The following is a 23,565-nucleotide window of genomic DNA, read 5'->3' as shown; positions in this document are numbered from 1 at the left end:
AGCTATTGTTAGCAAACATAATAAAGATATGAGATGTTTCATCTGAAATGTAGTTTTTAATCAAATCATAACCAGCTGGAATATCTTGAAAATTATAGATTTTTTTATAATTAATGCGAATCAAGGTTTAAAATATGAATCAAGAGTTGAAAAATAATAATCATTGATTAACAGAATGTTATCCCTTTTGCATCGCATCTCCCCCTTTGGAGGGGGACGGGGGGAGGTTTATAATCAACAAGTTAATTTAACCCTTGATTATCAACCACTTTCAGAGTTTGTTCTGTAGGAAAGCCAGCGATAGTTGGGTATGTGCTGCAAACGCCCACATAAATAAAACTTTTCGGACAGCCACGTACACCACGCACTTTAAAAGCGATTGATTATCATAAATACTCATAAATGATAAAGCGACCTTGGGAGTTGGTGGGGACTTTTATTTTCTTTTCGCCTTTGATGAAGTGGAAATTGCGATGTGTTTCCCCATTATCGATGATAGTGCCGTGCTTTTTGTCTATTTTGATATGGTATTCGTACATATCGGCTTCAAAAGGCAGGTCTTTGCCATAGGTATTATAGCGTTTGTGAGGTATATAACCTTCTGAACCTCCGCTGTAAAACTCCAGAGCGCTGCCTCGGTGGTCGTATTTGGTTACATATTCGCCATAATATTTTTCACCTTTTAACGTATAGAGTCTGCTTGGGGCTAAAGAAATGTTTTGACTGGCGTGCAATACATACTTTGCTTTGATGTACTTCACTTGCTGTAAGGAGTCTAAGGCTTGTGGTGAGAGTTGAGCAAAGGTATTGGCAATACAAGCAATAACGAGTAAGAGTGTTAATTTCATAGAGTATAAGTTTTAATATTTTTACATTTCTATCAAATGATCATCAAATAAAGACTAATTGATTATCAGTGATTTAATTTTTAAAAGGGCATTTCTATCAAATAACCATCAAATAAAAAAAATTAGGACTTTATTCAGCCTACAAAGGTATAAAATAATTTCTATTTTTCCTATTTCCAAAACTTGGTGATGAAATTTGCGGTGAGTGCCGATACGGGGTAGCGGTGTATATCGGTGATGGGTATACTGTTGTCAAGGGGTTCGGGGGTGGTGATAATCCAAAAAGAAGTGTAGATATGCTGGTGTGTGAGTTTGTGGATTACGGGTGTTTCGTTGTATAAACTCACGGTAGCTGTGGGGTGAGCGGCAGCTATGGTGTCGGCAGTGGCTGGGGTGTGTGTTTCGAGTAACGGGAACTCATAGAGTCCGTGCCATATATCTTTGCCTTCACGCTTTTGCAAGAGGGTTTGTCCGTAGGGGTTTAACCATACGAGGTAGTTGAAATAGCGTTTTTTGATAGTGATTTTCTTGAGTTTTACGGGTAATTCGTTTACCTTGTTGTGGTGGAATGCCCAACAATGGTCGCGCAATACGCAATTAGCGCAATTGGGACTCTGAGGGGTGCATTGCAGTGCGCCAAACTCCATTATTGCTTGGTTGTAAACACCTGCATTGGTTTTGTCTAAACACTCGTGTGCCAAGGCTTTAAACTCTTTTGCCCCTTGAGTGCTGTTGATAGGGGTTGCGATGCCAAACACACGTGAGAGCACGCGGTATACATTGCCATCGACTACGGGGCAGGGTTCATTATAACAAAAAGAGGCGATGGCACTGGCTGTATAGTCGCCTATGCCTTTGAGTTTTACGAGTTCTTTATAGGTTTTGGGGAAGATGCCGCCCAGTTCGGTAGCGATATATTGGGCGGTGTGATGTAGATTTTTGGCGCGGGAGTAGTAGCCTAAGCCCTGCCATAATTTGAGGACTTCTTCTTCGGGGGCATTTGCCAAATCGGTGATGGTGGGGTAGTTGCTGATAAAGCGCTGGTAGTAGGGGAGCCCTTGTACCACACGTGTTTGCTGAAGGATAATTTCAGAAAGCCACACCTTATAGGGGTTGGTTGTGCCACGCCAAGGCAATTCGCGCTGGGCGGTGGCATACCAATTTTCTAATTTGTCGGAAATAGGTTTCAGGGGTGAGGATTTAGGTGTTAGAGAGTGTCGCTACTCATTGATGAATTTGCTAATTAGATAACTACAGCTGTGCCGCTAACAGTAACCATTAGCATACCGCCGTTAGCGCCTACGGTTTCATAATCGAGGTCGATGCCAACGATTGCATTAGCGCCTTTTTGGGCAGCGCGTTGTTGGAGTTCAGCAAGGGCAGAGTCTTTGGCTTCGATAAGGACTTTTTCGTAGGTAGAGGAGCGTCCGCCAAAGAAGTCGGTAAGTCCAGCCATAAAATCTTTAATAGCATTTGCTCCGATGATAGTTTCACTGGTAACGATACCTAAATACTGTTTGATAGGTTGTCCTTCGATAGTGGGGGTTGTTGTTAAAATCATAGTGTTAATTTTTTTGATTTGTCAATTTGCCGATTAGCAAATTTACTAATTTTCTGATTTCTCAGTGTTTTCGGGTTTCTTTTCGTTGGGGTCTTTAGCGGCATCTTTGAACTCGCGAATACCACTGCCCAAACCGCGCATTAGTTCAGGAATTTTTTTACCTCCGAAGAGCAATAATATAAGGGCTACAATGATGATGATTTGCCAAGGTCCTACGACCCCTAAAAATATACTTAGCATAGTTTCTATTAGTTAAGAGGTAAGAGATAAGAGGTAAAGTGCTACCTATTAGCTATTACTTGTTTGTGGTGCAAAGGTATAAAACAATTGATAATTAACAATGAATAATGAAGAAATTTTTGGATTTTAGAATTTAGTTTTTTTCGCGAATAGCTCCTGCGTCTATTAGCAAACTTTTACAAGCGTCTAAATTTGTTTTTTCATCTTCGTTTATTTCAATGCCATAGTCACTTAGGATATTGTCTAACGCTGAGGAAATAATGGAGTAGTCACCATCTTCTAAGAAATAATTGATATTGGGATTAGCGCCTTTACTGAGTAGATATTTCATCAGTTTAGGGTTGTGAGTATATGAGGTAACTTGTAGCGCATTGATGCCATCATAACCAAAGAAGTTGATATCAGCACCTAATGAAAGCATTTTGTCGGCTAAAGAGATAGTTTGCTGTACAATTAGATCTTCATTAGCGTTGGGTGTGTTTTCGGCTATTTTGCAAGTAGCAGAATCGAATAATTGGGTAAAGGGAGTACATCCTAAGTGGTTGATGCAGTTGATGTTTGTTCCTTCGGAGACTGTTTTTTCAATATTTTTCCAATCAAAATTATCTACAGCATTAAAGAGTTTATTTTCTTCTTTTGTGAGGGTAGGGGTTGTTTCTTTGGCGTAGAGGAGAGTTAAAAGTTCGGTATCGCAATATACAAAAAAGTCTTTTATCTCATCATAAGAAAACCTACAGTTATATTGATTGAAGAAGTAAGATGTTTTGTTGTTTCGATATTGGTCAGCAATTTTATTTATAATGTTGTTGTTGATTTCTGGTTCATTTACACAAGCGTTCAGTTGTAAGGTCTCGTTATTTTGGGAGAAATGAATGCTTTCAGAAGATATGATTAGCGGGCTGTCGCATAGGGCAATGAGCATTTCTTTAAAATAGTTTTCAGCTTCAGCTCTTTTGTTGTGGGTAAAAACTAATTTTTTTAGAGGGTCTTTAGTTTTTACCCATTCATGATTGAGATGGAAAGGGTACCATTGTTGAGTGAGTTTTTGGGCTACTTCCCATACTTGTAAAGCGAAGTTAAACTTTGCGCTACGTACACAAAGTTCTGTAGGGAGTTCTTTTTTATCAAATTTTGCAAAGAAGTAAGCTTTTTGAAAATCATTTAGGCTTCTCAAAAGATAAGGGGAGTAATTAATTTTTCTATCTAATGAGTGATAAGTGCTTAGGATGTCACTTTTAGTTTGAAATTGTTCGCGGGAGTAACGTTCTGTAAAGTGTTTCATAGTTAGTTACTAACGAGTAAATTCAATTGATTTGACAATCGCTTCGAGTTCAAAGAGCATATCGCGTTTGGCGACTCCTGGAGCATATAGGAAACCTTCCACAACTAAGAGTCGGTTATGGGCTTTATCCTCAATGATGTAGTTGATATAAGGGCCTCCAAGAGCGAAGCCTTTTACTTCCCATAAGCCTTTGCTTTCAATGGCTTTATGTCCTTTGATCATCACCTCGCTGATGCTGGGAGCAAGGTAGGTTTCGGTAACCATATACATACCTTTTTCGGGGCCTGGGATATATTTTTCGCCTATAGAATCGCGCATTTTCACAATAGCTTTGGCGCGTCCTTCCTCATCGGTAGGGATGCTACCAAGAGGCATTTCGTAGAGGATGATGCTTGCTTTACCGCCTTTGATAGGGCGTTCCATCCAAAAGAAGTTGTTGCCGTACTTTTGGATATTAAACACATTAGGCATAGTGAATTTAACACCTAAGGTATTTTCTACTTGTTTGTCTTTACTAAGGGAATTATCAAAGCGTTTGCGTGTTTCGATAAGTTCACTGTTTTTAAACTCATTGACAAACTCTTTGTGGTATTCTTCAACCTTGCAAGCGATGTCGCGTACTTGTTTGCCTTGTACTACACATACTACTTGAGGTTTAGCGAAGAGATTTTCTTTTACAAACGCTTTTTTCTCATCACCGCGTTGAACGATGAGGATATTGCGACTATTGCGGGTATTGCCTTCAAATACTTGGGGGGGGATTTGATGGAGAGTGAAGGTAGGTTCTTCGGTAGGTAGACCGTCGACAGGGGCAGCGAAGTAACGGCGAATGGTATCACCTATGGTGCCTTCCCATAAGTCGTTGTCAATCACCACAGCTACGCTGTTGATAGGACCCACTGAAGGGGGCAAGTAGGTATCGTTTTTACCGTTGTTAGTATCGTTGCAAGCTGCAAAAAGGAGAGCGCTCAACACGCTAAAGAATAATAGGCGTTTCATAAAAAAGATAATTTTCTGCTTTTCGTAAAAATGTGTAGCTAAAATCGTTCCAAAGTGATATTTTTCTAAGAAAAAAGCTACTAAGCATCTCTGTTTAGTAGCTTTTTTTATATGTTTTAGCTTTAATTTCTTTAGTAGTTACACATATATTATAACCTTTTTCTTTTAAACCATTGGAAAGTTTAGCATCACAAGTCCATATTTTATGTCCTTTTTCCAAGTGAAGAGCTACAAAAGGATAATCATCGGGGTCTATGGATTCAACTATACGTTGTGCTTTTTCAATATTTCTCTGTGGTATATTATCTAATTTAAAAAAAGTGATATTCTGGGTAAAATCTTTTAACAGAGCTTTTGCTTGTTTTTTGGTTAGCTTTGTATTTTTTAATATTTCGGGCAAGTGTTCCTCTATTTCTTCTAAAAGAAAGTCGGGAGCTATAAATTGCAATCTATTCTTTTTTTCCTTTAGAATAGATGCTAAAACTCCATTAGGTGAATAGAAGCAACTAAAAATAATATTACTATCTGAAATAACAATCATACGGTTTGTTTTTTACTTCTTTTAGTAAGAGCTTCATCCCAACGTTTAGCAACAGCTTTGTTTACTTTTTTTGAAAGTGCCATAATCTCATCGCGATATTTGATAGGGATACCATCTTCATCTTCTTCAAGTTCTTCAGTAATTGTTGCTGTTTTTTTAGCTTCTTTTGTTTTTGTAACGGTTGTAAAATCAAGGCTTTTAGCAAATTTTACAAAGTTCATAGCTGCTGGGCTATTGTCGTTGATAGTTATTGTGTAGGGCATAATAATTCAATTAACAATTAACAATTGGCAATTAACAATTAGCAAAAACTGCGCCAAACAAAAGGTTGTTAAAACCTTGTTTTTTTTATAATAATCTAATAATTCACTACAATATTGAGGCGTTTGGCTAAGAGTTTTTGCAACTGGATGTAGTTCATTACGTTCTCTAAAAGTTCTTTTTTTTCTTCTTCGTTAGCTTGTGCCATTTGCTGCGTAAGACTTTGGATGAGGTGGTGTACTAACAAACTCCTAATATTGAGAATGATATCGCCTACAATAGTTTCAAGATGAGCATCTTTTGCTTTGGGGACGATGTCGCGTTTACTCCAATCGTGTAGCTGATTGTTTTCGTCGTCTAACAACATTCCTGATACTTTTTCGCTTAGTTCTATAGGCAACTCGTTGGCGATGCGATTGACGTCATAATTAGGGTTTTCGCTGAGTTTGCCCATCAACAGTTCGTAGATTTGTTTGAAATCGGGGTTGGCGAGTTCTATTTCGTCTTCTTGGAGTTCGAGGAATATCTTTTCGTAGATTTTCAGCGTTTGCTGTACCTGCTGTTCTTTGAGGGTGCCGTCTTCTTCTTCCACGAGTATGGTATCGGTGAATACGCATTCTCTATTGCCGTAGAGCAAAAGGTTTTTGATGAGGTCGTGCTCTAAGACTTCTAAGCGGTTTACGGTGCGTTTCTGTGCTTCTTCGGGAGTTTGCACTACTTGCATCGCGGCTTTTTGCTTGCGCTCTACTTTTTGTCCTTCATAAAAGTCCTTTTTGAGGATTTGTGCCAAAGTAGAGAAGAGCACCTGTTCCGAGATGTCCATAATGGTAGCGCATTCACGCACATATACTTCCCGCTTGATAAGGTCGGGGATTTTAGAGATACTCTCTACCATATCACGTATGGTTTCGGCTTTTTTGATAGGGTCGTTCTGCGCCTCTTGCATTAGGAGGGAGGCTTTGAAACGAATGAAGTCGGTAGCGTTGTTTTCGAGGTATAGCACGAGGTCTTCATAGGCGGTTTTGCGGGCAAAACTATCGGGGTCATCGCCATCGGGGAAGGTACAGACTTTCACATTCATACCCTGCTCCAAGATGAGGTCTACCCCGCGAATAGAAGCCCGTAAGCCAGCGGCATCGCCGTCGTACAGCACTGTGATGTTGGGTGTAAGGCGGTGAATGAGCCGTATTTGGTCTTGTGTAAGTGCTGTTCCGCTTGAGGCTACTACATTTTCGATACCCTTTTGGTGCATTTGAATTACATCGGTATATCCTTCAACCAAATAGCAGTTATCGGCTTTGGCGATGGCTTGTTTGGCAAAGAAGATTCCATAGAGCACTTTGCTTTTATGGTAAATCTCACTTTCGGGAGAGTTGAGGTATTTAGCTTGTTTCTTGTCGTTGGTGAGGATGCGCCCTCCGAAGCCCAATACGCGTCCGCTCATAGAGTGAATGGGGAACATTACACGCCCTTTGAAGCGGTCGAACTTACGGTCGCCATTGACGATGGTGAGCCCCGTTTTTTCTAAGAATTCTAACTGATAGCCTTTGGCAAGGGCGGTATCGGTGAAGGCAGTCCACTCATCGGGCGAGAAGCCTAAGCGGAATTTTTGGATTGTTTCCTCGGTAAAACCGCGTTCTTTGAAATAGGTCATACCGATAGCCTTACCGGCTTCGGTATTAAAGAGGGTGTCTTGAAAATATTGTTGTGCGTATTCTGAGACAATATAGAGGCTCTCGCGCTCATCGGCTTGTGCTTTTTCTTCCGAAGATTGCTGAGTTTCCTCAATGTCGATATGGTATTTTTTAGCCAAATAGCGAATAGCTTCGGGGTAGGTGAAGTGCTCGTGCTCCATTAGGAAGGCAATAGCATTACCCCCTTTGCCACTACTGAAGTCTTTCCATATTTGCTTTACGGGCGAGACCATAAAGCTGGGTGTCCGCTCATTGGAGAACGGACTCAGCCCTTTGTAATTAGACCCTGCACGCTTGAGTTGGACGAAGTCGCCGATGACTTCCTCCACCCGCATTTGGTCGTATACTTTATCTATGGTATTTTTTGAAATCACTGTTTTTTAAGATAAGAGGTAAGAGATAAGAGGGGTTAATTTGCTAATTGTTTCAGGTCGTCCTCTAATTCTTTAAGGCTGTTTTCACGTTCTATTTGGCGTTGCTTAGTTTGGTATTTTTCATACTCTTGAGCAGATTTCTCTATGGCCATTTGGTGTGAAATCTTACCAGCGTGTTGTAAGAGCTCTCTGCCATTGAGTTGCAGGATAATATCCAAGCGGGCTATCCAGTCTTTCATATACATAGGCGTTTGCTGTTGTGCCATAGTTTCGGCAAAAGCTAAATATTGTTCTACAAGCAAGCCCAAAAGCTTTATTTCCTCTTCGTTGAGATAATTCTTGGCGATGCTTACTTCACTTTTTTTAATAGTGGCAGTAGCTGTTTTGTCGTAGGATTGCATTCCCAGAAGGGGCAAAGAGGAATTAGCACGATTATAGACTATCTCGGCTGCTGTTTGCTCACTAACCGCCCATAGGAGTTTGTTTTGCACTACCTTAAAGAACATTATGGTTTGATCATCTTGAGGATTGTAGTCTATACTGGTTTTGTATATATCTTTAATCTTCTGGTAGAAGAACCGTTCAGAGATTCGTATTTCACGGAGGCGTTCTTGGAGCTGGTCGAAGTAGTTCATCGCAGTACCTTGCTTAAAACGCTCGTCATTTAACACAAAACCTTTGATTAAATACTCTTTGAGTTGTTGAGTTGCCCAAATACGAAAACGCGTTCCTTGTTGTGATTTTACTCGATAACCTACTGAGATGATCACATCGAGATTGTAATATTCTACCTGATAGTTTTTACCATCGGTGGCAGCTGTTGCAAATTTTGCAACAACTGAATTTCTGTATAGTTCTCCTTCTTCAAAAATGTTTTTAATATGTCGTGATATAGTAGATTTGTCACGGCTAAAAAGAGTAGCCATTTGGTCTAATGAAAGCCATATCGTTTCATCTTGGAAGCGTACATCTATCTTAACATCTCCTTCTTGATTTTGGTATATGAGAAACTGTGAGTCCATAGGGTTTATTTGTTTGTCAATCATTTTACCCCTCGATAGTAGCCTCTTCGAGCTCGCCGTTGAGGTTCCCGTATACGGCAATGGCGTGCCCCCAGAACATATCGTCGTCATCAAAATAGATACAAAAACGTTCCTCCTCAAAAAGAATGATACTTGTGATACTCATACGCTGAGCAAAACGCTCGGGAGTAATCTCAGGGGTAGTAGCATCTGCTTCTTTTTGCCATTTGTTAGCTAAGGGAGTAAGTTTTTCAGTGGCAAAGGTTTTGAGGGTTGCTACCCATCTGTCGAATTTGCCCTTAGTAGCATTTTTGAAAGATTTTAAGATATCTTGTAGCTCACTTAGTTCCGTAGTTTCTATGGTGAACTGCACATCTTCATCGGTGTAGAGGATTTCACCCTCAAACCAATCGTATTCTCGGTTGAGTTCTAAACTAAAATCTTCATCTTCATAAGTAACTTCGGTGTTGTACTCCTCAATAATAGGATCGAAACGAGGTTCGGTTACGTTCTCTTCCAAGACTGCTACCAACATAAAGCAACGTTGCTCAGGGTGTGAGAATTCCGGCTTTTTAGGGCGTACTTTGATGCGGAAAGCTTCTAACGGAGCGAAATAATACTTCCAATTACTTTCATCAGTTGCTAACCATTCCAAACGGATATTCTCTTCGCAAAGTTCACCTGTTTTTACATCAATATATGCCAAAGGGTTGTTAGAAGGTACCCAAGCTCCATTATAATAAGCTGCTCCATTGGTAGGACTTTCAATGAGCACGATAAGTTCCTTTTCTTCGGGAAGGAACTCATCAGAGAATTTCTGTACAGTTTGTGGACTCATAGTTGTAAGGTTTTAAAAAGCAAAGGCATTTCGGATATTGCTTTTGAATGATTATAAGTGTCAAAGGTTCCTAAAGTAGTAGCATTGTTTATAGCTGTTTGAAGATGAGGTTTTAGTTGTTTGTAAATATCATCAGATTTCTTAAAGAATTTTTCTGTTTTCTCATAACCTCGTAAATGTTTGCTAACTTGTTTTTCGGTTGTTGTACGAGCTGTAAACACTTTAGTAGTCTTTTGAAAATGCAATAAAAACCAGTATTCTAAACAAGGATTATTCACTATCACTACAACTTTATCTTGTTTTGAAAGTTGTTGCCAATAGTTTAAAAACTTTTGGAGTGATGAAGGGGTGTCTTTCTTTTCACGTTCTTCTTTTAGCAAGATATCTAAATCAATTATCCAAAAAACTTTGTCATATTCTTTTTTTGATAATTCTGTAACCAATTTGTATTGTTGGGTGACATTTTTTTTCTGTAGAAATTTAGGCATTATATCAAAAAGAATATTAGGTTCATTGCGTTTAAGCATTTGTAAATACCAATATTCAGTTTCGCTATCTACTACTACAGCAAAGGCTTGTTGGGTGGATATGTTTCTTCTTTTTCTCATTGTGCTACATCAATAAAAGTATCGGACAAACGAGGTACAGCGCTGAATTTTCCTATTTTGTAGGCATTGAGCATATTTTTTATAGTAGAAGTATCAAAATCGGCTAAGGAATAGAGTTGGGTAGCGCAATCTTCGCCTTTATCAGTAAACCATATTACATCATTTCTAAAAATATCGGTATCGCCTAAAAGTTCACGGTTATGAGTAGTAGCGATAAGTTGCGACTGCTGAGCGTTCTGCAGGAAGGAAAGCAAGAAATGAGTGTAAAGGTCGGGGTGTAAAGAGCTTTCTAACGCATAAATAGGGAAAATAGTAGGTGTTTTGATAAGAAGAGCTAAGAGTCCTGCAAAGCCATAGAAGCGTTTGGTGCCTTCGGATTCAATATTTAAGGGCAAGTTATAAGAGATATTGTCAATAGTATGTTCTAAGAAAAGATTGTTTTGCTTTTTATTTTCTTGAATAATAATATCTGAAATATTAAAATCGGCCTTGTTTAAAATCTCCAGAACTTCTTCTTTTGCTAATTCTCTTTCATTTATTTTTTCTGTTATATAGTGGCCTAATTGCGTTTGAGGTGCTATGATAGGTTTTAAATAATTCGCAAACCAATCAGCCACTCGTCTAAACTCTTTAAGATTGATATTTGTCTTTAAGAACCCTCCTAATACGGTATTGTTCCAAAGAGTATTGAGCTCCAATACTTGTTTAGCATTCTTATCAATCGTTATATTATCGCCAAAACTAATTTTGGTGAGTTGTTCTTTTATATCAGTAGTACGTTTGTAAACTAATATTTTTTTAGAAGTATTAAACAAGGCTTCCCAAATGACTGCTTGCCTTGTAAAAGCTACTTCATATTGATAGTAAACCTCTTTGTGTACAAATTCTATAGATAGCTTTGTAGGTTGTTGAGGTGTTTGAGCATCAAAAAGGAAAGGGTCAAAATACAAAATATCTGTCTTTTTTTCTTTAGGGTTCACAACTAAATCCCTTAAGGAATCAAGGGCTTTGAGTATCGTTGTTTTTCCTGAAGCATTGGCGCCATAGATAAGCGCCAACTTCAACAGTCGTTTGCCTGCTGTATGGACTACATAAGTATCTTCTAAATGCTTAGAGGCATCGGCTTCAAATGATAGAGTTTGTTTTTCTTTGATAGATCCAAAGTTTTGAATGCTAAAATTTACAATCATTTTTTATAACTGATATTCTAAAGTCGCAAAGTTACACAATTATTTTGATAAAGCAATATTTTATTGGGTGAAATAGATTAGTTTTCGCCTATAAATGCTCAGTAATTTTGATTTGGAAACAAATCCTTCGTACTTGCCGTCCTTTACTACGGGTAGATTCCACGCGCCGGTGTGCTGAAACTTATCCATTACAGTGCTCATTTTGTCCTTGCCCATTTCTATGATAGCAGGTGGCTTTTGCATCAGTTCTACGGCAGGAATCTTGTCGTAATAATCGGTTTCGAAAATTAAGTGCCGGATATCGTCAAGCAGGATTACGCCTTGTAGCGTACCCGTTTCGCGGTCGAGTACGGGGTAGATGTTGCGGTTTGATTCGCGCACCGCATTGTACACTACCTCGCGGAGTTTCATATCGGTATATACGGGGGTGAAATTGTGTTCTATCACTTGGTTGAAATCCATTAGGGTGAGTATAGATTGGTCTTTATTTTGCGAAATGAGTTCCCCTTTTCTACCTAATTCCATTGTGTAAATAGAATATTTATTGAAATATTTGGCTACTGAAAACGATACCGCGGCGGTGAGCATCGCGGGTACTAACAGCGAATAACCTCCAGTTACCTCTGCGATGAGGAAAACGGCTGTAAGTGGTGCGTGCAATACGCCCGTCATTAGGGCAGTCATTCCCACCAAAGTGAAGTTAGGCAAAGCTGCCTTGTAACCCAAAATAGGAAACTCGTTGATAATCCGTGCGAAGCAGTTGCCCATCACTCCGCCCATAAACAACATAGGTGAAAAGATACCCCCAACACCTCCTGCACCAAAGGTGAGCGAGGTAGCGACAACTTTGGCAAAGGTGAGCGCTGCCAAAAGTAGGATAATCACCCACGCTTTGGATAAATCCCAACCGAAAATATTGCTACTCAGTGATAATTCGGGGTGACCCTCTTTCAAATGATTGATAATCTCGTGTCCTTCGCCGTAAAGCGGTGGCATTATGTAAATAAGCAACCCCAAAAGAGCTCCACCTACCACAATTCGCAGCCAAGGGGAGGAGATTTTTTTGAAAGCAGCGTTGATTTTTTCATAAATATAGGTAAAATAAGCCGACATCAGTCCGCCTACAACCCCTAAAAGAATGTAAAACGGAATGCCTTGCAATGAAAAAGCACGTGTAATCGTCATTGGGATTAGCACTTCACTACCAAAGAAGAAATAAGAGGTGAATACCCCACAAAGGGAAGCAATAAACAGTGGTATGAGCGATGAAAGCGTTAAATCTAAGCCAAAAACCTCGATAGCGAACAATATGGCTGCAATAGGCACTTTGAAGATAGCTGCCAAAGCTGCTGCACAGGCACACGCTAAGAGCAACATTCGGTTAGATTGGTTGATGTGAAAAAATCTACAGATATTAGAGCTTATGCCTGCTCCTGTTACTACCATAGGCCCTTCGAGCCCTACCGACCCCCCAAAGCCAATAGTGATAGGAGCTGTGAGAATACTGCCATACGCCTGATAACGTTTCATTATCCCTTTTTGATGCGCTACTGCATAGAGAATTGAGGGGATTCCGTGATTTACATCGTGGCGTATTACATATTTTTTTACTAAATACACAATGGCAAAACCTAACATCGGGAGGATAAAATAAAAACCGTAGGTAATTGTTTGTGCGAGTTTACCGTCTAACAGCCACTGAATAAGGTGCGTGAACGAGCGCATTGCCAAAGCCGCTAAGCCTGTAGCAATACCTATTACCCCGCTGAGAATGAGGATGAAATGCCTATCGGAAATATGTTTTACACGCCAAATTAAAAGACGTTTGAGAAGATGTTGTGGGTGGGTAGTCATTGTTTATATTGAAAAATCAGCGGCAAAAGTACGAAATATTTACTTTTTTTACTACCTTTGTACGAACTAATACGGATAAACAATGGAAATACATCTCAAACGCGTATATGAAGAAAACCGACCCTAACGATGGTTTTAGAGTACTTGCCGACCGCCTTTGGCCACGCGGCATTAAAAAAGAAGCACTTGCTTTAGACCTTTGGGCAAAGGAAATCGCCCCAAGCACCGAATTGCGCAAACGCTATCACCAAGACGGTGATTTCGATGCTTTTAAAAAGGATTATACTGAAGAACTAAAACACAATGTGGATTTTCCTGCTTTTTGCGAAACGCTGAAAGCACACAAAATGGTAACCTTGCTTACTGCCAGCAAAGAGATTGACAGGAGTGCCTTACCTATCTTGCTATCTCAAATAAGCTGACCTACTTCGTCGTGAATGTAGAGTCGCCCTTCACAGAATTGCGCTAATTCTTCTTCTATAAACCATTTTGCTTCTGTAATAGAAGTTTTAGGGTATAACAAGTGTACATTGGTGCCTGCATCGAGAGTGAAGCAGAGGGGTACTTTGGTGTCTTTTCGGTATTGCCACACGCGCTGAATAACTTCTAAGGTGTTGGGATGCATTAAGATAAAGTATGGAATGCTGGTTTGCATCATCGCGTGAAGGGTGAGGGCTTCGCTTTCTACAATCTCCATAAAATGGTCTAAATCACCGGAAGCAAAACTGCTAACGAGTTGGTTGATATGCTCGTTGGCTTGTGCAAAACGAGCCTCGGCAAAAGGATGGCCGTGCATCAGGTTGTGCCCAACGGTGCTACTCACTTGTTTCTGACCTCGGTCGATGAGTAAAATAGTATCTTGGTAATTTTGAAAAACTTCGTGAACGGGTAGGGGGTAAGTAATGCCATACTCATCTGAACTGCCTGTAAGAGCAGGGTGTTCGCCCCATACAACGATACTGCCTTTTACACTACGGCAAGCACTACCCGAACCTAAGCGCGCTAAGAAAGACGCTTTTTGCCAAAAGGCTTCTTCGGTATAAGTTTCTCCTAATTCTACAGCTATTTTCATCAAACATACCGAAAGGGCAGCCATAGCACTCGCTGAAGAGGCAATACCACTACTATGTGGGAATGAATTATGAGAGGCAATGTTGAAGTGATAATCCTTTAAAAAAGGTAGATAAGGGAGAATACGCTCGAAAAAAGTGCTGATTTTAGGGTGAAAGGATGGTTTAGGTTGTCCATCAAAGCTAAAGTTAAAAGAAAAAGGATCGCCTGAAGCTATAGAAGATTCAGTTCTACGTTCATAATCGATAGAAGTTTGGGTATAACAATGCGTAAGTGTAAAACTAATAGAAGGGTTTGCGGGGAGTTGTTCTCCCTTTTTGCCCCAATATTTTACGAGGGCAATGTTACTGGGTGCTTTGAATGTTGTCATTTTTATTAGGTAAGAGGTAACAAGTAAAGCCAGCGAGTTGGCGCAGCTGGGTATGTGAGTAAAGTTAGCGAGGACTTTGATTTAAAATAAGGGTTTTTGTTTAGCGCTTCTGAATCTGAGAATTATTACAATATCTTCTTTGACTTCATAGTAAAGTATAAACTTCTTTTTAAAGAAAATGCGTTGATAAACATTTTCTTCTTCTATGTATTGAGCTAAAAAATAAGGATCTTCTTCTATTTCTTTCTGAACTTTTTCTGTTTCAATTGCTATTTTCACAGAATAAGTATCGGATTTATTGTTTTCACTCCAAAAGTCTAAAGTGTTTTCTAATTCTGTTCTTGCCTTACCCGACCATTTTACTCGCATACTTTTTTCTGATAATCTCAAACAATTCTCCTCCATCAATCCAATTACCATTTTTAACATCTTCGCGAGCTAAAGCAATTGCTTCTCTATCCTCATCTGTAATTAGAGAGGGGTATTCATAAGGATTGGTTACCTCAATCCCTATGGTAGCAAAGTAATCAACTATTTGTTGATACTCTTCAAAATTAATATTTTTGTTTAAGACAAGTGTGTTCATATTGTTGTTGGTCTTTTTGGGGTTACCCTTTATCTCACTGGGCGGTTCATCACTAAGTCGATGTAGAGATTTACCTTGTCTTTGAGTTCTTTGCGGTTTACGATGAAGTCTAAGAAGCCGTGTTCGAGTAAGAATTCAGCAGTTTGGAAGTCTTCTGGGAGGTCTTGCCCTGTGGTATCTTTCACTACACGCGGACCTGCAAAGCCTATGAGGGCGCCTGGTTCGGCGATGTTGATGTCGCCTAACATTGCAAATGAAGCGCTAATACCTCCCGTAGTAGGGTCGGTACAGAGGGAGATGTAAGGCAGTTTGGCTTCGTCGAGCTGAGCGAGTTTGATAGAGGTTTTAGCCATTTGCATTAGTGAAAGGGCAGCTTCCATCATTCGGGCGCCTCCTGATTTAGAAATCATTAAGAAGGGGAGTTTGTGTTTGATAGCATAGTCGATAGCGCGGCAGATTTTTTCACCTACTACACTTCCCATAGAGCCCCCGATGAAAGCGAAATCCATACAGCCTATTACTATAGGTTTGCCTTTGGAGTTACCGACAGCGGTGCGTACGGCATCTTTAAGGTCTGTTTTTTGTGTAGCTTCTTCTAAGCGTTGGGTATAGGCTTTGGTATCCACGAAATTGAGGGGGTCTTTAGAAGTCATTTCGGGGTTGAGTTCTTGAAATTCGTTGTTGTCAAACAATATTTGGAAGTACTCTTTACTGCCTATACGCACGTGGTAACCATCGTCGGGACTTACGTAGAAGTTGGTGGCTAACTCGTCCTGTTCTACGATGTTACCGCTGGGAGATTTATACCATAATCCTTTAGGGATATCTTTTTTTTCCTCAGTTGAGGTTTGTATTCCTTTTGCTGTTCTTTTAAACCAAGACATAATCAATTAGTTTTAGTGAAGTGCAAAAGTACAAAGTTTTTTTTAAATAGCAATTTTTAGCTAACAAATAGTATGATTGCTAAAGGTTAAAAAAACTAAAGATTTGTTCTATTAGTAAGGGAAGTTGAAAAAATCACTTGAGGAATTGGCAGTAGATAAAAAAATCTTAAAAAAATTTGCAGATTCAAAAAACTGTTGTACCTTTGCCGCGTCAATCAAACAAAAGTTCATCATTTTGCGGGTGTGGTGAAATTGGTAGACACGCTAGACTTAGGATCTAGTGCTTCACGGCGTGGGGGTTCGAGTCCCTTCACCCGCACTTGCAAAAGGCTGCCTACATCAGGCAGCCTTTTTTGTTATTAATCAATAATAAGTATGAAAGTATCAGTAGAACTTACCTTCAGTCCGTTGCAAGATGATTTCGAGCAACCTATCATTCATTTTATCAAAAAATTGCGCGCCTCTGGGCTTATCGTGCAAGAAAATCCTCTTAGCACTCAAGTGTATGGCGACTACGCCCAAGTAATGAGCATGCTCACTACCGAAATAGAAGAAGCCCTCGAGCTGGTAGAACGCGGATTGATGTACATAAAAATCGTAAAATCCGATCGCCACGAGTATAAACCGTTTTTCTAATGACGAATGACAAATTACGAATGACGAATGACTGATTTTTTTGCGCAATATAGAGGAGTAGAGACACATTTGGTGGTGCTCGAAATTATTGGGGTTATCTTTGGATTCCTCAGTGTGTGGTATGCTAAAAAAGGAAATATTTGGGTATACCCTACGGGTATTATCAGCACGGTGCTCTTTGTGTACTTGCTATGGCACTATGTGTTATGGGGTGATATGCTCATCAATGCTTATTATACAGCAATGAGCATCTACGGCTGGGTGTTGTGGGCAAAGAACGCACAGAATAATGTAATTACCATTTCGGTTACTACGCGCCGTGATTGGCAAATATGTGCGCTTCTGGGGCTGTTTAGTTTGAGTTTTGTAACCATAGTATATTACCTCAAACCTTATATCAAGAACGATTTTTCAATGCAGGGCATTTCCTTAGGTTTTCACAACTTCCTCCCTACTGAATATGTTGATGTGTTCACTACTGCCATTTTCTTAGTAGGAATGTGGCTAATGGCAAAACGCAAGATAGAGAATTGGCTTTTTTGGATTCTCGGAGATCTTATTTCGGTGCCGCTCTACTTCAAAAAAGGAATGCTTTTCACTTCTTTTCAGTATTTATTATTCACTATCATCGCCATAATGGGCTATATAGAATGGAAAAAACACTTGCGCAACGAGAGAGTGACCTCAAACGTATCGTCTTTATAGGTCCTGAATGTACGGGCAAAACTACGCTGAGTCGTATCCTTGCCGAGCGTTACCAAACCGTATGGGTTGAGGAGTATATGCGCACTTATTTGCAGCACAAGTGGGATACCCAGCACCTCACTTGTACCCCCGATGACCTACTGCCTATCGCCCGCGGACAAATAGCTCTTGAAAACAAGCGCATTGAGCAAGCTAATAAAGTGTTATTCTGTGATACTTGTCTGTTAGAACTGATGATTTATTCGTATCTTTACTATGGCTACTGCGACCCATTGATAGAGCACGCTGCTCTTGCCCATCATTACGATGCTATTTTCCTTACCTATATAGATGTACCTTGGCAAGCCGACGACCTACGCGACAAACCTTACGAACGTGAAAGTGTTTTTACTTTCTTTCAAAAACAATTAGACGACCGAGTATAAAATATCAAATTTTAAAAGGAAGTGTTGCAGAGAGGATGCTTTTTGTAAGAGATAGAGGGTTAGGAAATAAGGAATAGAAAATAAAAATCCCAAGTATTGTTGAAAATAATACTTGGGATTTTTTTATATGAATTACTACACTACTAATCGGCGAGGATGACAGCCTTGTTGTGATTACACTCCAAAGTGCCCCCGCTAATTGTAAAAGATTTCAGTTCTTTTTTACCTTCAAAAAGGGTAACCTCGCCCGCGGTAAGCATTGAAATGATAGGGGCGTGGTGGTCTAATATTACAAAAGGTCCCTTAGCCCCAGGAACATTCACTGCGGTTACTTCACCTTTAAACAAAAGGGCTTCGGGAGAGAGGATTTCTACTGTCATAAGTGCGAGCCGCACGGGCTTTTTTTGTTATTGTTTAAAACTTTGTCAAAGGTGCAAGCCGCACAGGCGCAATTAAGGACTTTGACAAGTATATGATATTCTAATTAACTCGCTTCAGCAAGCATTTTTTCACCAGCTTCAATTACTTCTTCAATAGTACCTTTAAGGTTGAAGGCAGCTTCAGGGAGGTGGTCGAGTTCACCGTCGAGAATCATATTAAAGCCTTTGATAGTATCTTTGATATCTACGTAAGCCCCTGGTAATCCGGTAAATTGTTCGGCTACGTGGAAAGGCTGTGACAAGAAACGCTGTACACGGCGTGCACGAGCTACCGCAATCTTGTCGTCTTCGGAAAGTTCTTCCATACCGAGGATAGCGATGATATCTTGCAATTGTTTGTAGTGTTGCAAGAGTTCTTTCACGCGTTGCGCACACTCGTAGTGTTCTTTACCGAGAATTTCGGGGGTAAGAATACGCGAAGTAGAGTCGAGTGGGTCTACTGCAGGGTAGATACCGAGCTCAGCGATTTTACGCGAAAGTACGGTAGTGGCATCGAGGTGAGCAAAGGTAGTAGCCGGCGCAGGGTCGGTAAGGTCATCGGCAGGTACATATACCGCTTGTACTGAGGTGATAGAACCGTGTTTGGTAGAGGTGATGCGCTCTTGCATTGCCCCCATTTCGGTAGCCAACGTAGGTTGGTAACCCACCGCTGAAGGCATACGCCCTAACAAAGCAGATACTTCAGAACCTGCTTGGGTGAAACGGAAGATATTATCGACGAAGAAAAGCACGTCTTTTCCTTGTCCTTCACCAGCGCCATCGCGGAAGTACTCAGCAATGGTAAGTCCAGAAAGAGCTACACGCGCACGTGCTCCAGGGGGTTCGTTCATTTGCCCAAATACGAAAGTTGCTTTGGACTCTTTAAGAGCATTTCTATCTACTTTACTCAAGTCCCAGCCACCTTTTTCCATTGATTCTACAAATGCATCGCCATACTTGATGATGCCTGATTCAATCATTTCGCGGAGGAGGTCATTCCCTTCACGGGTACGTTCGCCTACCCCAGCGAATACTGATAAACCGCCGTGACCTTTGGCGATGTTGTTGATAAGCTCTTGGATGAGCACCGTTTTACCTACACCAGCACCGCCAAACAGACCGATTTTACCTCCTTTGGCATAAGGTTCAATAAGGTCGATGACTTTAATACCGGTGAAGAGCACTTCGGTAGTAGTGGAAAGTTCTTCAAATTTAGGGGCTTCGCGGTGGATAGGCAAACCGTTATCGCCATCTTTGGGCAGGTTGCCAAGACCGTCTACACCGTCGCCAATTACGTTGAAGAGGCGACCATAAATATCGTGTCCTATCGGCATTTTGATAGGGCTACCGGTAGCGATTACTTCGGTATCACGGCTAAGCCCTTCGGTAGAGTCCATAGAGATAGCGCGTACTACATCTTCGCCTATGTGCGATTGTACTTCTAATATAAGTTTAGTGCCGTCGGGTTTGGTGATTTCTAAAGAATCGTAAATGCGAGGCAGTTGTTTATCCGATGCAAACTCTACATCTACCACCGGACCAATAACTTGAGCTACTTTTCCTTTTTGAAACATATTTTTTTCAGTTAAGAGTTAAGAGGTAGGAAGTAAGAAAAAATCCTATTTCCTAATTTCTATTTTCTAATATCGCGCAAATGTAGGAAGTTTTTTGTAAAGTAACAAATAAAAAAAGATTTTTTTATTAAGGAGTGATACTCGTTGTAGTATTACAAAGAAAAAGCGGGGATAAGAGAGAAAAGAGTATCCCCTACTTTTCTTTGTAATTGCCTGATTTTTCTTTACAGAGAATAGATGAAAGGAGATAAAAAAATCAGGACTTTAAAATAAAAGCAAATATTTCGGGGCAAAGATACAAATTTTACCCCCCATTATGTTAAATTACTGTTAAATCTTACAATCTTTAATGTTAAAATGTTAATTTAAGAGTAATAGGGGTTCATTTTTAAACATTGAGAAATTATGCGAGGTAGTTTTTTAAGGGCGCTAATTGTTGTTTTATAGGGTTTTCTGCTTTCAATCGCAAAATTATTATTAACTTTGCAAAATCAAACTTAGCAAATGAGTGAAACACTATTTAACAAAGGGACAAATGAACTGTTTACCAAAATCTTTCTTAGTTATTACAATCATAAAAAAAATCGTAAACACTGTTTACGGTTTTCAAAATAAATTCCGTTTATCTTAATTACATTAATGGATAAAAGAATATGAACAAAATATTTACTAAAAACACTTTTCTCTGGCTCTTGGTAGCAATGGTGCTCCTCGGTTACCTCCTCCCCTATCGCGAAAGTTATAATGCTTATTTCAACCTCGGTACTTTTATCGATTGGGGGATTGTGATTATCTTCCTGCTCTACGGACTCAAACTAAATCTTCGTGAGGTATTGAATGACATCAAAAACTGGAAATTACACCTCTTGGTGCAGGCAGCTACTTTTGTACTGTTTCCGCTTTTGGTAATGCCTTTCTACAAGATAGCACAGGGTACTGATTTTTACGTGTTATGGCTCTCGATATACTTCTTGGCGTGCTTGCCTTCTACGGTTTCATCATCGGTGGTGATGGTTTCTATCGCCAAAGGGAATGTGCCTTCAGCGATTTTCAACGCTTCTATTTCGGGACTTATCGGTATTTTTGCTACTCCTATGCTGATGCAGCCTTTTTTGGAAAACAGTAGCGGAGCGGCTGTAGATCAAGGGGCTATCATTCAACAATTGTTATTGAAAGTATTGTTGCCTATTGTGTTAGGTTTGTTGCTCAATCCGCTGTGCAAGAAATTTATAGAACGCTATGGCAAGCTCATCGGTAAGTTTGACAGACTCATTATCTTACTCATCGTTTACGAGAGTTTTTCAACAGCTTTTGTAAATCGCGTGTTTAGCAGTGTACCGCCTATTACTTTCGCAATTATTGCCTTAGCTGCAGTAGGCTTGTTTTTTATAGTGTATCACCTTTTGGGGTGGACATCAAGGCGTTTGCACTTCAGTCGTGAGGACACGATTACAACCACTTTCTGTGGTTCAAAAAAATCGTTGGTACACGGGAGTCTCTTTATGATGGTTTTGGGTATTCCCGATGACAACAAAGTAATATTCCTGCTACCAATTATGCTATATCACAGTTTTCAGCTGTTTTACGTAAGTTGGCTGGCGAATAAGTTGTCAGTCAGGTAACAAGTAACAGGTAACAGGTAACAGGTGATAGGTGACAGGTGTTAGGTCTCAGGTGTCAGGTAAAGCCAGCGAGTTGGCGTAACTGGGTGTATGAGTAACAATAAGAAATATCAAGAAATGAACAATATTTCTGAGAGAACAGCTCGTAGATATTTATTTGATTTAACCCAAAAAGAATTACTTAAGAATGAGGGCGATAATAAGAGTTCTCGCTACATTTTTAAAAACAATGTCTGATAATTGTCCGAAATATCCAATAGTGAATATTGCAATGAAAATCAATTAATAAACATATAAAAAGGGAATCGAGAAGATAAATAAAAGACAATCCAGATGTCCGAGTTTTGTCCAATACCCTCTAATAACTAAAAACTAATCCTTATGAGAAGAATAGTAATCATCTCAATGATTTTAATAGCCTTTGTAGGCTGTAAAATACACTTTAAACCTTCTACAGATTTAGAAGATAACCAATTGCACGGCAAGGTAAAACAAATGCTCGAACTAACCTATTACTACGGCAATGTTGATAGAGTTTATTTTGAAGAGATAACCAAAGCCTCTGATTCAATGTTGTATACTTTTGATGAAAAAGGCTATTATACCGAAGCAGTTCGCTTAACCCCTCCTGATGATGACAAGGCTGAACAGGCGGCAAGAAAAATATACGTTACTCGCACGGCTGATGAAGTGAAAACAACGGCTTACAACAGCAATGGAGATATCCTATACCAAAGCATAAGTAAGCTAAACCCAGAAGGCTTAGAGCTTACCCGAACAGATGTTTATAAAAAAGATGACGAAAAGATTGTAATGAACTACACTTATGACCATACTAATCTAAAGACTGAAATAAATATTGAACACAAGAATGGAAGTAAACAGAAAAATGTACTAACCTATAACAAAAAAGGACAAGTCATTAAAGGAGAGTTTTACATAGGCAGCGAAAATGAGCTTTTTTTAACCTCTACATATACCTACAACAGCAAGGGCTATTTAGAAAAACGTGAACAGAAGTACGCTACTTATTCGGTTACTACCACTTACGAGTATGAATACGATGCCCAAGGCAGTGCCACTGTCGTCAAGGAATACGAAGACGGCAAACTCACAACTACAAAAAAGAGAATCATAGAGTATTATTAAAACAACCTAAAACCCTAATTAAATTATGACTATCAAAAACTGGGAAGACACCGATAAACCTCGCGAAAAGATGATGGCTCAGGGGAAAACAGCTTTGAGCAATGCAGAACTTTTAGCCATTCTCATTGGCTCAGGGGCTGCCAATGAAAGTGCAGTTGCTTTGAGCAGACGTATATTGGCTTCAGTAGGCAACAGTCTCACGGCTTTAGGCAAACAAACATTGGCGCAACTCACTGCCTTCAAAGGGATTGGTGAAGCCAAAGCAATTACGATTCTCGCCGCCACCGAAATGGGTCGCCGGCGCGCTGCCGAAACTCCTGAACCTCAACCTAAAATTGAAGCTCCTCAACACGTTTTTACTTTGATGCAACCCCTTATTGGCGACCTGCCTCACGAGGAATTTTGGGTGCTTTACCTCAACAGTGCCAACCGCGTGATTCACAAATGCCGACTTTCTTCAGGGGGCATCACTCATACTACTGTGGATATACGACTACTCTTCAAAAATGCCTTAGAACAAGGTGCTGTCTCACTGATTTTAGTGCATAATCACCCCTCGGGGAGCACCACCCCCAGCAAAGAGGATATAGAACTCACAGAACGTGTGAGAAACGCTGGTGATACTTTGGATATCAAACTCTTAGACCACGTAATCGTTACAGAAAAAGAATACTATTCAATTGACAATTAACAGGTAACAATTATAGGTAACAATTAACAGGTAACAATTAACAGGTAATAGTATCAATTAAGGATTGAAGCAACTTGCTGATTGTTAATTAACGTCAGTTCGATATAACAGAATATTGATT

26 protein-coding genes, 1 tRNA gene and 2 pseudogenes are annotated in these 23,565 nt (G+C 39.9%); 9 read left to right on the top strand and 20 right to left on the bottom strand.

The annotated features are described in order from the left end of the window. Window positions 1-386: 386 nt before the first annotated feature. The 6 genes from HMPREF9073_RS13280 to HMPREF9073_RS13255 form a co-directional block, all read right to left on the bottom strand. Window positions 387-848 carry a hypothetical protein gene (locus tag HMPREF9073_RS13280; protein ID WP_009414303.1) on the bottom strand — a complete coding sequence of 154 codons (462 nt, stop codon included), beginning with the start codon at window positions 846-848 and terminating at the stop codon, window positions 387-389. Window positions 849-1,018: 170 nt separating this feature from the next. Next, window positions 1,019-2,038, bottom strand: coding sequence for an A/G-specific adenine glycosylase (mutY, locus tag HMPREF9073_RS13275; protein WP_157453529.1), 1,020 nt, complete (start codon window positions 2,036-2,038; stop codon window positions 1,019-1,021). A 53-nt stretch (window positions 2,039-2,091) separates the two neighbouring features. Then, complete coding sequence (locus HMPREF9073_RS13270; RefSeq protein ID WP_009414299.1) at window positions 2,092-2,409, bottom strand: heavy metal-binding domain-containing protein; 318 nt, start codon at window positions 2,407-2,409, stop codon at window positions 2,092-2,094. 45 nt (window positions 2,410-2,454) lie between these two features. Next, window positions 2,455-2,649 (bottom strand): twin-arginine translocase TatA/TatE family subunit, encoded by a 195-nt coding sequence (locus HMPREF9073_RS13265; RefSeq protein WP_009414298.1) that lies wholly within the window; start codon window positions 2,647-2,649, stop codon window positions 2,455-2,457. Window positions 2,650-2,782: 133 nt separating this feature from the next. Next, window positions 2,783-3,931: an ankyrin repeat domain-containing protein gene (locus HMPREF9073_RS13260; RefSeq protein ID WP_009414297.1), complete on the bottom strand. Its 1,149-nt coding sequence runs from the start codon at window positions 3,929-3,931 to the stop codon at window positions 2,783-2,785. Between the two features lie 9 nt (window positions 3,932-3,940). Beyond that, window positions 3,941-4,831 (bottom strand): DUF4837 family protein, encoded by an 891-nt coding sequence (locus tag HMPREF9073_RS13255; protein WP_369699440.1) that lies wholly within the window; start codon window positions 4,829-4,831, stop codon window positions 3,941-3,943. An 18-nt stretch (window positions 4,832-4,849) separates the two neighbouring features. On the opposite strand from HMPREF9073_RS13255, the gene HMPREF9073_RS16600 reads away from it, so the two are divergent. Further along, entirely contained in the window at window positions 4,850-4,918 is a 69-nt protein-coding gene (locus HMPREF9073_RS16600) for a hypothetical protein (protein WP_353936366.1), read from the top strand. Window positions 4,919-5,024: 106 nt separating this feature from the next. Here HMPREF9073_RS16600 and HMPREF9073_RS13250 read toward each other — a convergent pair whose 3' ends face one another. From HMPREF9073_RS13250 to HMPREF9073_RS13215, 8 genes are all read right to left on the bottom strand, one after another. Continuing rightward, the gene (locus tag HMPREF9073_RS13250) at window positions 5,025-5,471 is read right to left on the bottom strand and encodes a PIN domain-containing protein (RefSeq protein WP_009414295.1); all 447 of its coding nucleotides are present in this window, start codon (window positions 5,469-5,471) and stop codon (window positions 5,025-5,027) included. After that, window positions 5,468-5,734 (bottom strand): hypothetical protein, encoded by a 267-nt coding sequence (locus HMPREF9073_RS13245; protein ID WP_009414294.1) that lies wholly within the window; start codon window positions 5,732-5,734, stop codon window positions 5,468-5,470. The genes HMPREF9073_RS13250 and HMPREF9073_RS13245 overlap by 4 nt, the downstream gene beginning before the upstream one ends. A 95-nt stretch (window positions 5,735-5,829) precedes the next feature. Further along, complete coding sequence (gene dnaG / locus HMPREF9073_RS13240; RefSeq protein ID WP_009414293.1) at window positions 5,830-7,800, bottom strand: DNA primase; 1,971 nt, start codon at window positions 7,798-7,800, stop codon at window positions 5,830-5,832. Window positions 7,801-7,835: 35 nt separating this feature from the next. After that, window positions 7,836-8,846 carry a virulence RhuM family protein gene (locus tag HMPREF9073_RS13235; RefSeq protein WP_009414292.1) on the bottom strand — a complete coding sequence of 337 codons (1,011 nt, stop codon included), beginning with the start codon at window positions 8,844-8,846 and terminating at the stop codon, window positions 7,836-7,838. A 1-nt stretch (window position 8,847) separates the two neighbouring features. After that, the gene (locus HMPREF9073_RS13230; RefSeq protein WP_009414291.1) at window positions 8,848-9,660 is read right to left on the bottom strand and encodes a DUF2262 domain-containing protein; all 813 of its coding nucleotides are present in this window, start codon (window positions 9,658-9,660) and stop codon (window positions 8,848-8,850) included. Next, entirely contained in the window at window positions 9,657-10,268 is a 612-nt protein-coding gene (locus HMPREF9073_RS13225; RefSeq protein ID WP_009414290.1) for an RloB family protein, read from the bottom strand. Before HMPREF9073_RS13225 ends, HMPREF9073_RS13230 begins: the two co-directional genes overlap by 4 nt. Next, complete coding sequence (locus HMPREF9073_RS13220; protein WP_009414289.1) at window positions 10,265-11,458, bottom strand: ATP/GTP-binding protein; 1,194 nt, start codon at window positions 11,456-11,458, stop codon at window positions 10,265-10,267. Before HMPREF9073_RS13220 ends, HMPREF9073_RS13225 begins: the two co-directional genes overlap by 4 nt. Before the next feature lie 60 nt (window positions 11,459-11,518). Further along, complete coding sequence (locus HMPREF9073_RS13215) at window positions 11,519-13,312, bottom strand: chloride channel protein (RefSeq protein WP_009414288.1); 1,794 nt, start codon at window positions 13,310-13,312, stop codon at window positions 11,519-11,521. 82 nt (window positions 13,313-13,394) lie between these two features. Here HMPREF9073_RS13215 and HMPREF9073_RS13210 point away from each other — a divergent pair. Beyond that, a pseudogene (locus tag HMPREF9073_RS13210) lies at window positions 13,395-13,734 on the top strand (DUF488 domain-containing protein). Here the strand turns inward: HMPREF9073_RS13210 and HMPREF9073_RS13205 are convergent. From HMPREF9073_RS13205 to accD, 4 genes are all read right to left on the bottom strand, one after another. Beyond that, a complete protein-coding gene (locus tag HMPREF9073_RS13205; RefSeq protein WP_009414286.1) occupies window positions 13,722-14,753 on the bottom strand; it encodes a diphosphomevalonate/mevalonate 3,5-bisphosphate decarboxylase family protein in 1,032 nt (343 codons plus the stop codon). The pseudogene HMPREF9073_RS13210 and the gene HMPREF9073_RS13205 overlap by 13 nt on opposite strands. An 81-nt stretch (window positions 14,754-14,834) precedes the next feature. Beyond that, window positions 14,835-15,122, bottom strand: a complete 288-nt coding sequence (locus tag HMPREF9073_RS13200) for a type II toxin-antitoxin system RelE/ParE family toxin (protein ID WP_009414285.1) — start codon at window positions 15,120-15,122, stop codon at window positions 14,835-14,837. Beyond that, entirely contained in the window at window positions 15,100-15,339 is a 240-nt protein-coding gene (locus tag HMPREF9073_RS13195) for a hypothetical protein (RefSeq protein WP_009414284.1), read from the bottom strand. Before HMPREF9073_RS13195 ends, HMPREF9073_RS13200 begins: the two co-directional genes overlap by 23 nt. 29 nt (window positions 15,340-15,368) lie before the next feature. Next, a complete protein-coding gene (accD, locus tag HMPREF9073_RS13190) occupies window positions 15,369-16,223 on the bottom strand; it encodes an acetyl-CoA carboxylase, carboxyltransferase subunit beta (protein WP_009414283.1) in 855 nt (284 codons plus the stop codon). A 237-nt stretch (window positions 16,224-16,460) separates the two neighbouring features. Between accD and HMPREF9073_RS13185 the strand changes: the two genes are divergently transcribed. From HMPREF9073_RS13185 to HMPREF9073_RS13170, 4 genes and pseudogenes are all read left to right on the top strand, one after another. Beyond that, a tRNA-Leu gene (locus tag HMPREF9073_RS13185) sits at window positions 16,461-16,542 on the top strand. A gap of 56 nt (window positions 16,543-16,598) precedes the next feature. Beyond that, window positions 16,599-16,859 carry a thiamine-binding protein gene (locus tag HMPREF9073_RS13180; RefSeq protein WP_009414282.1) on the top strand — a complete coding sequence of 87 codons (261 nt, stop codon included), beginning with the start codon at window positions 16,599-16,601 and terminating at the stop codon, window positions 16,857-16,859. A gap of 27 nt (window positions 16,860-16,886) precedes the next feature. Next, the gene (gene pnuC / locus HMPREF9073_RS13175; RefSeq protein WP_009414281.1) at window positions 16,887-17,564 is read left to right on the top strand and encodes a nicotinamide riboside transporter PnuC; all 678 of its coding nucleotides are present in this window, start codon (window positions 16,887-16,889) and stop codon (window positions 17,562-17,564) included. Continuing rightward, window positions 17,510-18,066, top strand: a pseudogene (locus HMPREF9073_RS13170) (AAA family ATPase). Before pnuC ends, HMPREF9073_RS13170 begins: the two are co-directional and overlap by 55 nt. 66 nt (window positions 18,067-18,132) lie before the next feature. On the opposite strand, the gene HMPREF9073_RS13165 reads toward HMPREF9073_RS13170, so the two are convergent. Together HMPREF9073_RS13165 and atpD are read right to left on the bottom strand one after the other, a co-directional pair. Beyond that, window positions 18,133-18,369 carry a F0F1 ATP synthase subunit epsilon gene (locus tag HMPREF9073_RS13165; RefSeq protein WP_009414279.1) on the bottom strand — a complete coding sequence of 79 codons (237 nt, stop codon included), beginning with the start codon at window positions 18,367-18,369 and terminating at the stop codon, window positions 18,133-18,135. Window positions 18,370-18,473: 104 nt separating this feature from the next. After that, window positions 18,474-19,982: a F0F1 ATP synthase subunit beta gene (gene atpD / locus HMPREF9073_RS13160; protein WP_009414278.1), complete on the bottom strand. Its 1,509-nt coding sequence runs from the start codon at window positions 19,980-19,982 to the stop codon at window positions 18,474-18,476. Window positions 19,983-20,635: 653 nt separating this feature from the next. On the opposite strand from atpD, the gene HMPREF9073_RS13155 reads away from it, so the two are divergent. The 3 genes from HMPREF9073_RS13155 (at window position 20,636) to radC (ending at window position 23,444) form a co-directional block, all read left to right on the top strand. Then, window positions 20,636-21,604: a bile acid:sodium symporter family protein gene (locus tag HMPREF9073_RS13155; RefSeq protein ID WP_009414276.1), complete on the top strand. Its 969-nt coding sequence runs from the start codon at window positions 20,636-20,638 to the stop codon at window positions 21,602-21,604. A 381-nt stretch (window positions 21,605-21,985) separates the two neighbouring features. Further along, a complete protein-coding gene (locus HMPREF9073_RS13150; protein WP_157453528.1) occupies window positions 21,986-22,753 on the top strand; it encodes a hypothetical protein in 768 nt (255 codons plus the stop codon). Window positions 22,754-22,778: 25 nt separating this feature from the next. Further along, window positions 22,779-23,444, top strand: a complete 666-nt coding sequence (gene radC, locus HMPREF9073_RS13145) for a DNA repair protein RadC (RefSeq protein ID WP_009414273.1) — start codon at window positions 22,779-22,781, stop codon at window positions 23,442-23,444. The last annotated feature ends 121 nt before the right edge of the window (window positions 23,445-23,565 follow it).

This window comes from Capnocytophaga sp. oral taxon 326 str. F0382 (genome assembly GCF_000318295.1).
Taxonomy (GTDB): Bacteria; Bacteroidota; Bacteroidia; order Flavobacteriales; family Flavobacteriaceae; genus Capnocytophaga; species Capnocytophaga periodontitidis.
The sequence above is the reverse complement of the archived record's forward strand: the minus strand, read 5'-3'. Positions and strand labels throughout refer to the sequence as shown.

Bases quoted from the DNA above. Each gene is read 5' to 3' on its own strand.
- HMPREF9073_RS13280 (WP_009414303.1), bottom strand. From the start codon at position 848: ATGAAATTAACACTCTTACTCGTTATTGCTTGTATTGCCAATACCTTT.
- HMPREF9073_RS13270 (WP_009414299.1), bottom strand. From the start codon at position 2,409: ATGATTTTAACAACAACCCCCACTATCGAAGGACAACCTATCAAACAG.
- HMPREF9073_RS13265 (WP_009414298.1), bottom strand. From the start codon at position 2,649: ATGCTAAGTATATTTTTAGGGGTCGTAGGACCTTGGCAAATCATCATC.
- HMPREF9073_RS13260 (WP_009414297.1), bottom strand. From the start codon at position 3,931: ATGAAACACTTTACAGAACGTTACTCCCGCGAACAATTTCAAACTAAA.
- HMPREF9073_RS13250 (WP_009414295.1), bottom strand. From the start codon at position 5,471: ATGATTGTTATTTCAGATAGTAATATTATTTTTAGTTGCTTCTATTCA.
- HMPREF9073_RS13245 (WP_009414294.1), bottom strand. From the start codon at position 5,734: ATGCCCTACACAATAACTATCAACGACAATAGCCCAGCAGCTATGAAC.
- HMPREF9073_RS13235 (WP_009414292.1), bottom strand. From the start codon at position 8,846: ATGATTGACAAACAAATAAACCCTATGGACTCACAGTTTCTCATATAC.
- HMPREF9073_RS13230 (WP_009414291.1), bottom strand. From the start codon at position 9,660: ATGAGTCCACAAACTGTACAGAAATTCTCTGATGAGTTCCTTCCCGAA.
- HMPREF9073_RS13225 (WP_009414290.1), bottom strand. From the start codon at position 10,268: ATGAGAAAAAGAAGAAACATATCCACCCAACAAGCCTTTGCTGTAGTA.
- HMPREF9073_RS13220 (WP_009414289.1), bottom strand. From the start codon at position 11,458: ATGATTGTAAATTTTAGCATTCAAAACTTTGGATCTATCAAAGAAAAA.
- HMPREF9073_RS13215 (WP_009414288.1), bottom strand. From the start codon at position 13,312: ATGACTACCCACCCACAACATCTTCTCAAACGTCTTTTAATTTGGCGT.
- HMPREF9073_RS13205 (WP_009414286.1), bottom strand. From the start codon at position 14,753: ATGACAACATTCAAAGCACCCAGTAACATTGCCCTCGTAAAATATTGG.
- HMPREF9073_RS13200 (WP_009414285.1), bottom strand. From the start codon at position 15,122: ATGCGAGTAAAATGGTCGGGTAAGGCAAGAACAGAATTAGAAAACACT.
- HMPREF9073_RS13195 (WP_009414284.1), bottom strand. From the start codon at position 15,339: ATGAACACACTTGTCTTAAACAAAAATATTAATTTTGAAGAGTATCAA.
- accD (WP_009414283.1), bottom strand. From the start codon at position 16,223: ATGTCTTGGTTTAAAAGAACAGCAAAAGGAATACAAACCTCAACTGAG.
- HMPREF9073_RS13180 (WP_009414282.1), top strand. From the start codon at position 16,599: ATGAAAGTATCAGTAGAACTTACCTTCAGTCCGTTGCAAGATGATTTC.
- pnuC (WP_009414281.1), top strand. From the start codon at position 16,887: ATGACTGATTTTTTTGCGCAATATAGAGGAGTAGAGACACATTTGGTG.
- HMPREF9073_RS13165 (WP_009414279.1), bottom strand. From the start codon at position 18,369: ATGACAGTAGAAATCCTCTCTCCCGAAGCCCTTTTGTTTAAAGGTGAA.
- atpD (WP_009414278.1), bottom strand. From the start codon at position 19,982: ATGTTTCAAAAAGGAAAAGTAGCTCAAGTTATTGGTCCGGTGGTAGAT.
- HMPREF9073_RS13155 (WP_009414276.1), top strand. From the start codon at position 20,636: ATGAACAAAATATTTACTAAAAACACTTTTCTCTGGCTCTTGGTAGCA.
- HMPREF9073_RS13150 (WP_157453528.1), top strand. From the start codon at position 21,986: ATGAGAAGAATAGTAATCATCTCAATGATTTTAATAGCCTTTGTAGGC.
- radC (WP_009414273.1), top strand. From the start codon at position 22,779: ATGACTATCAAAAACTGGGAAGACACCGATAAACCTCGCGAAAAGATG.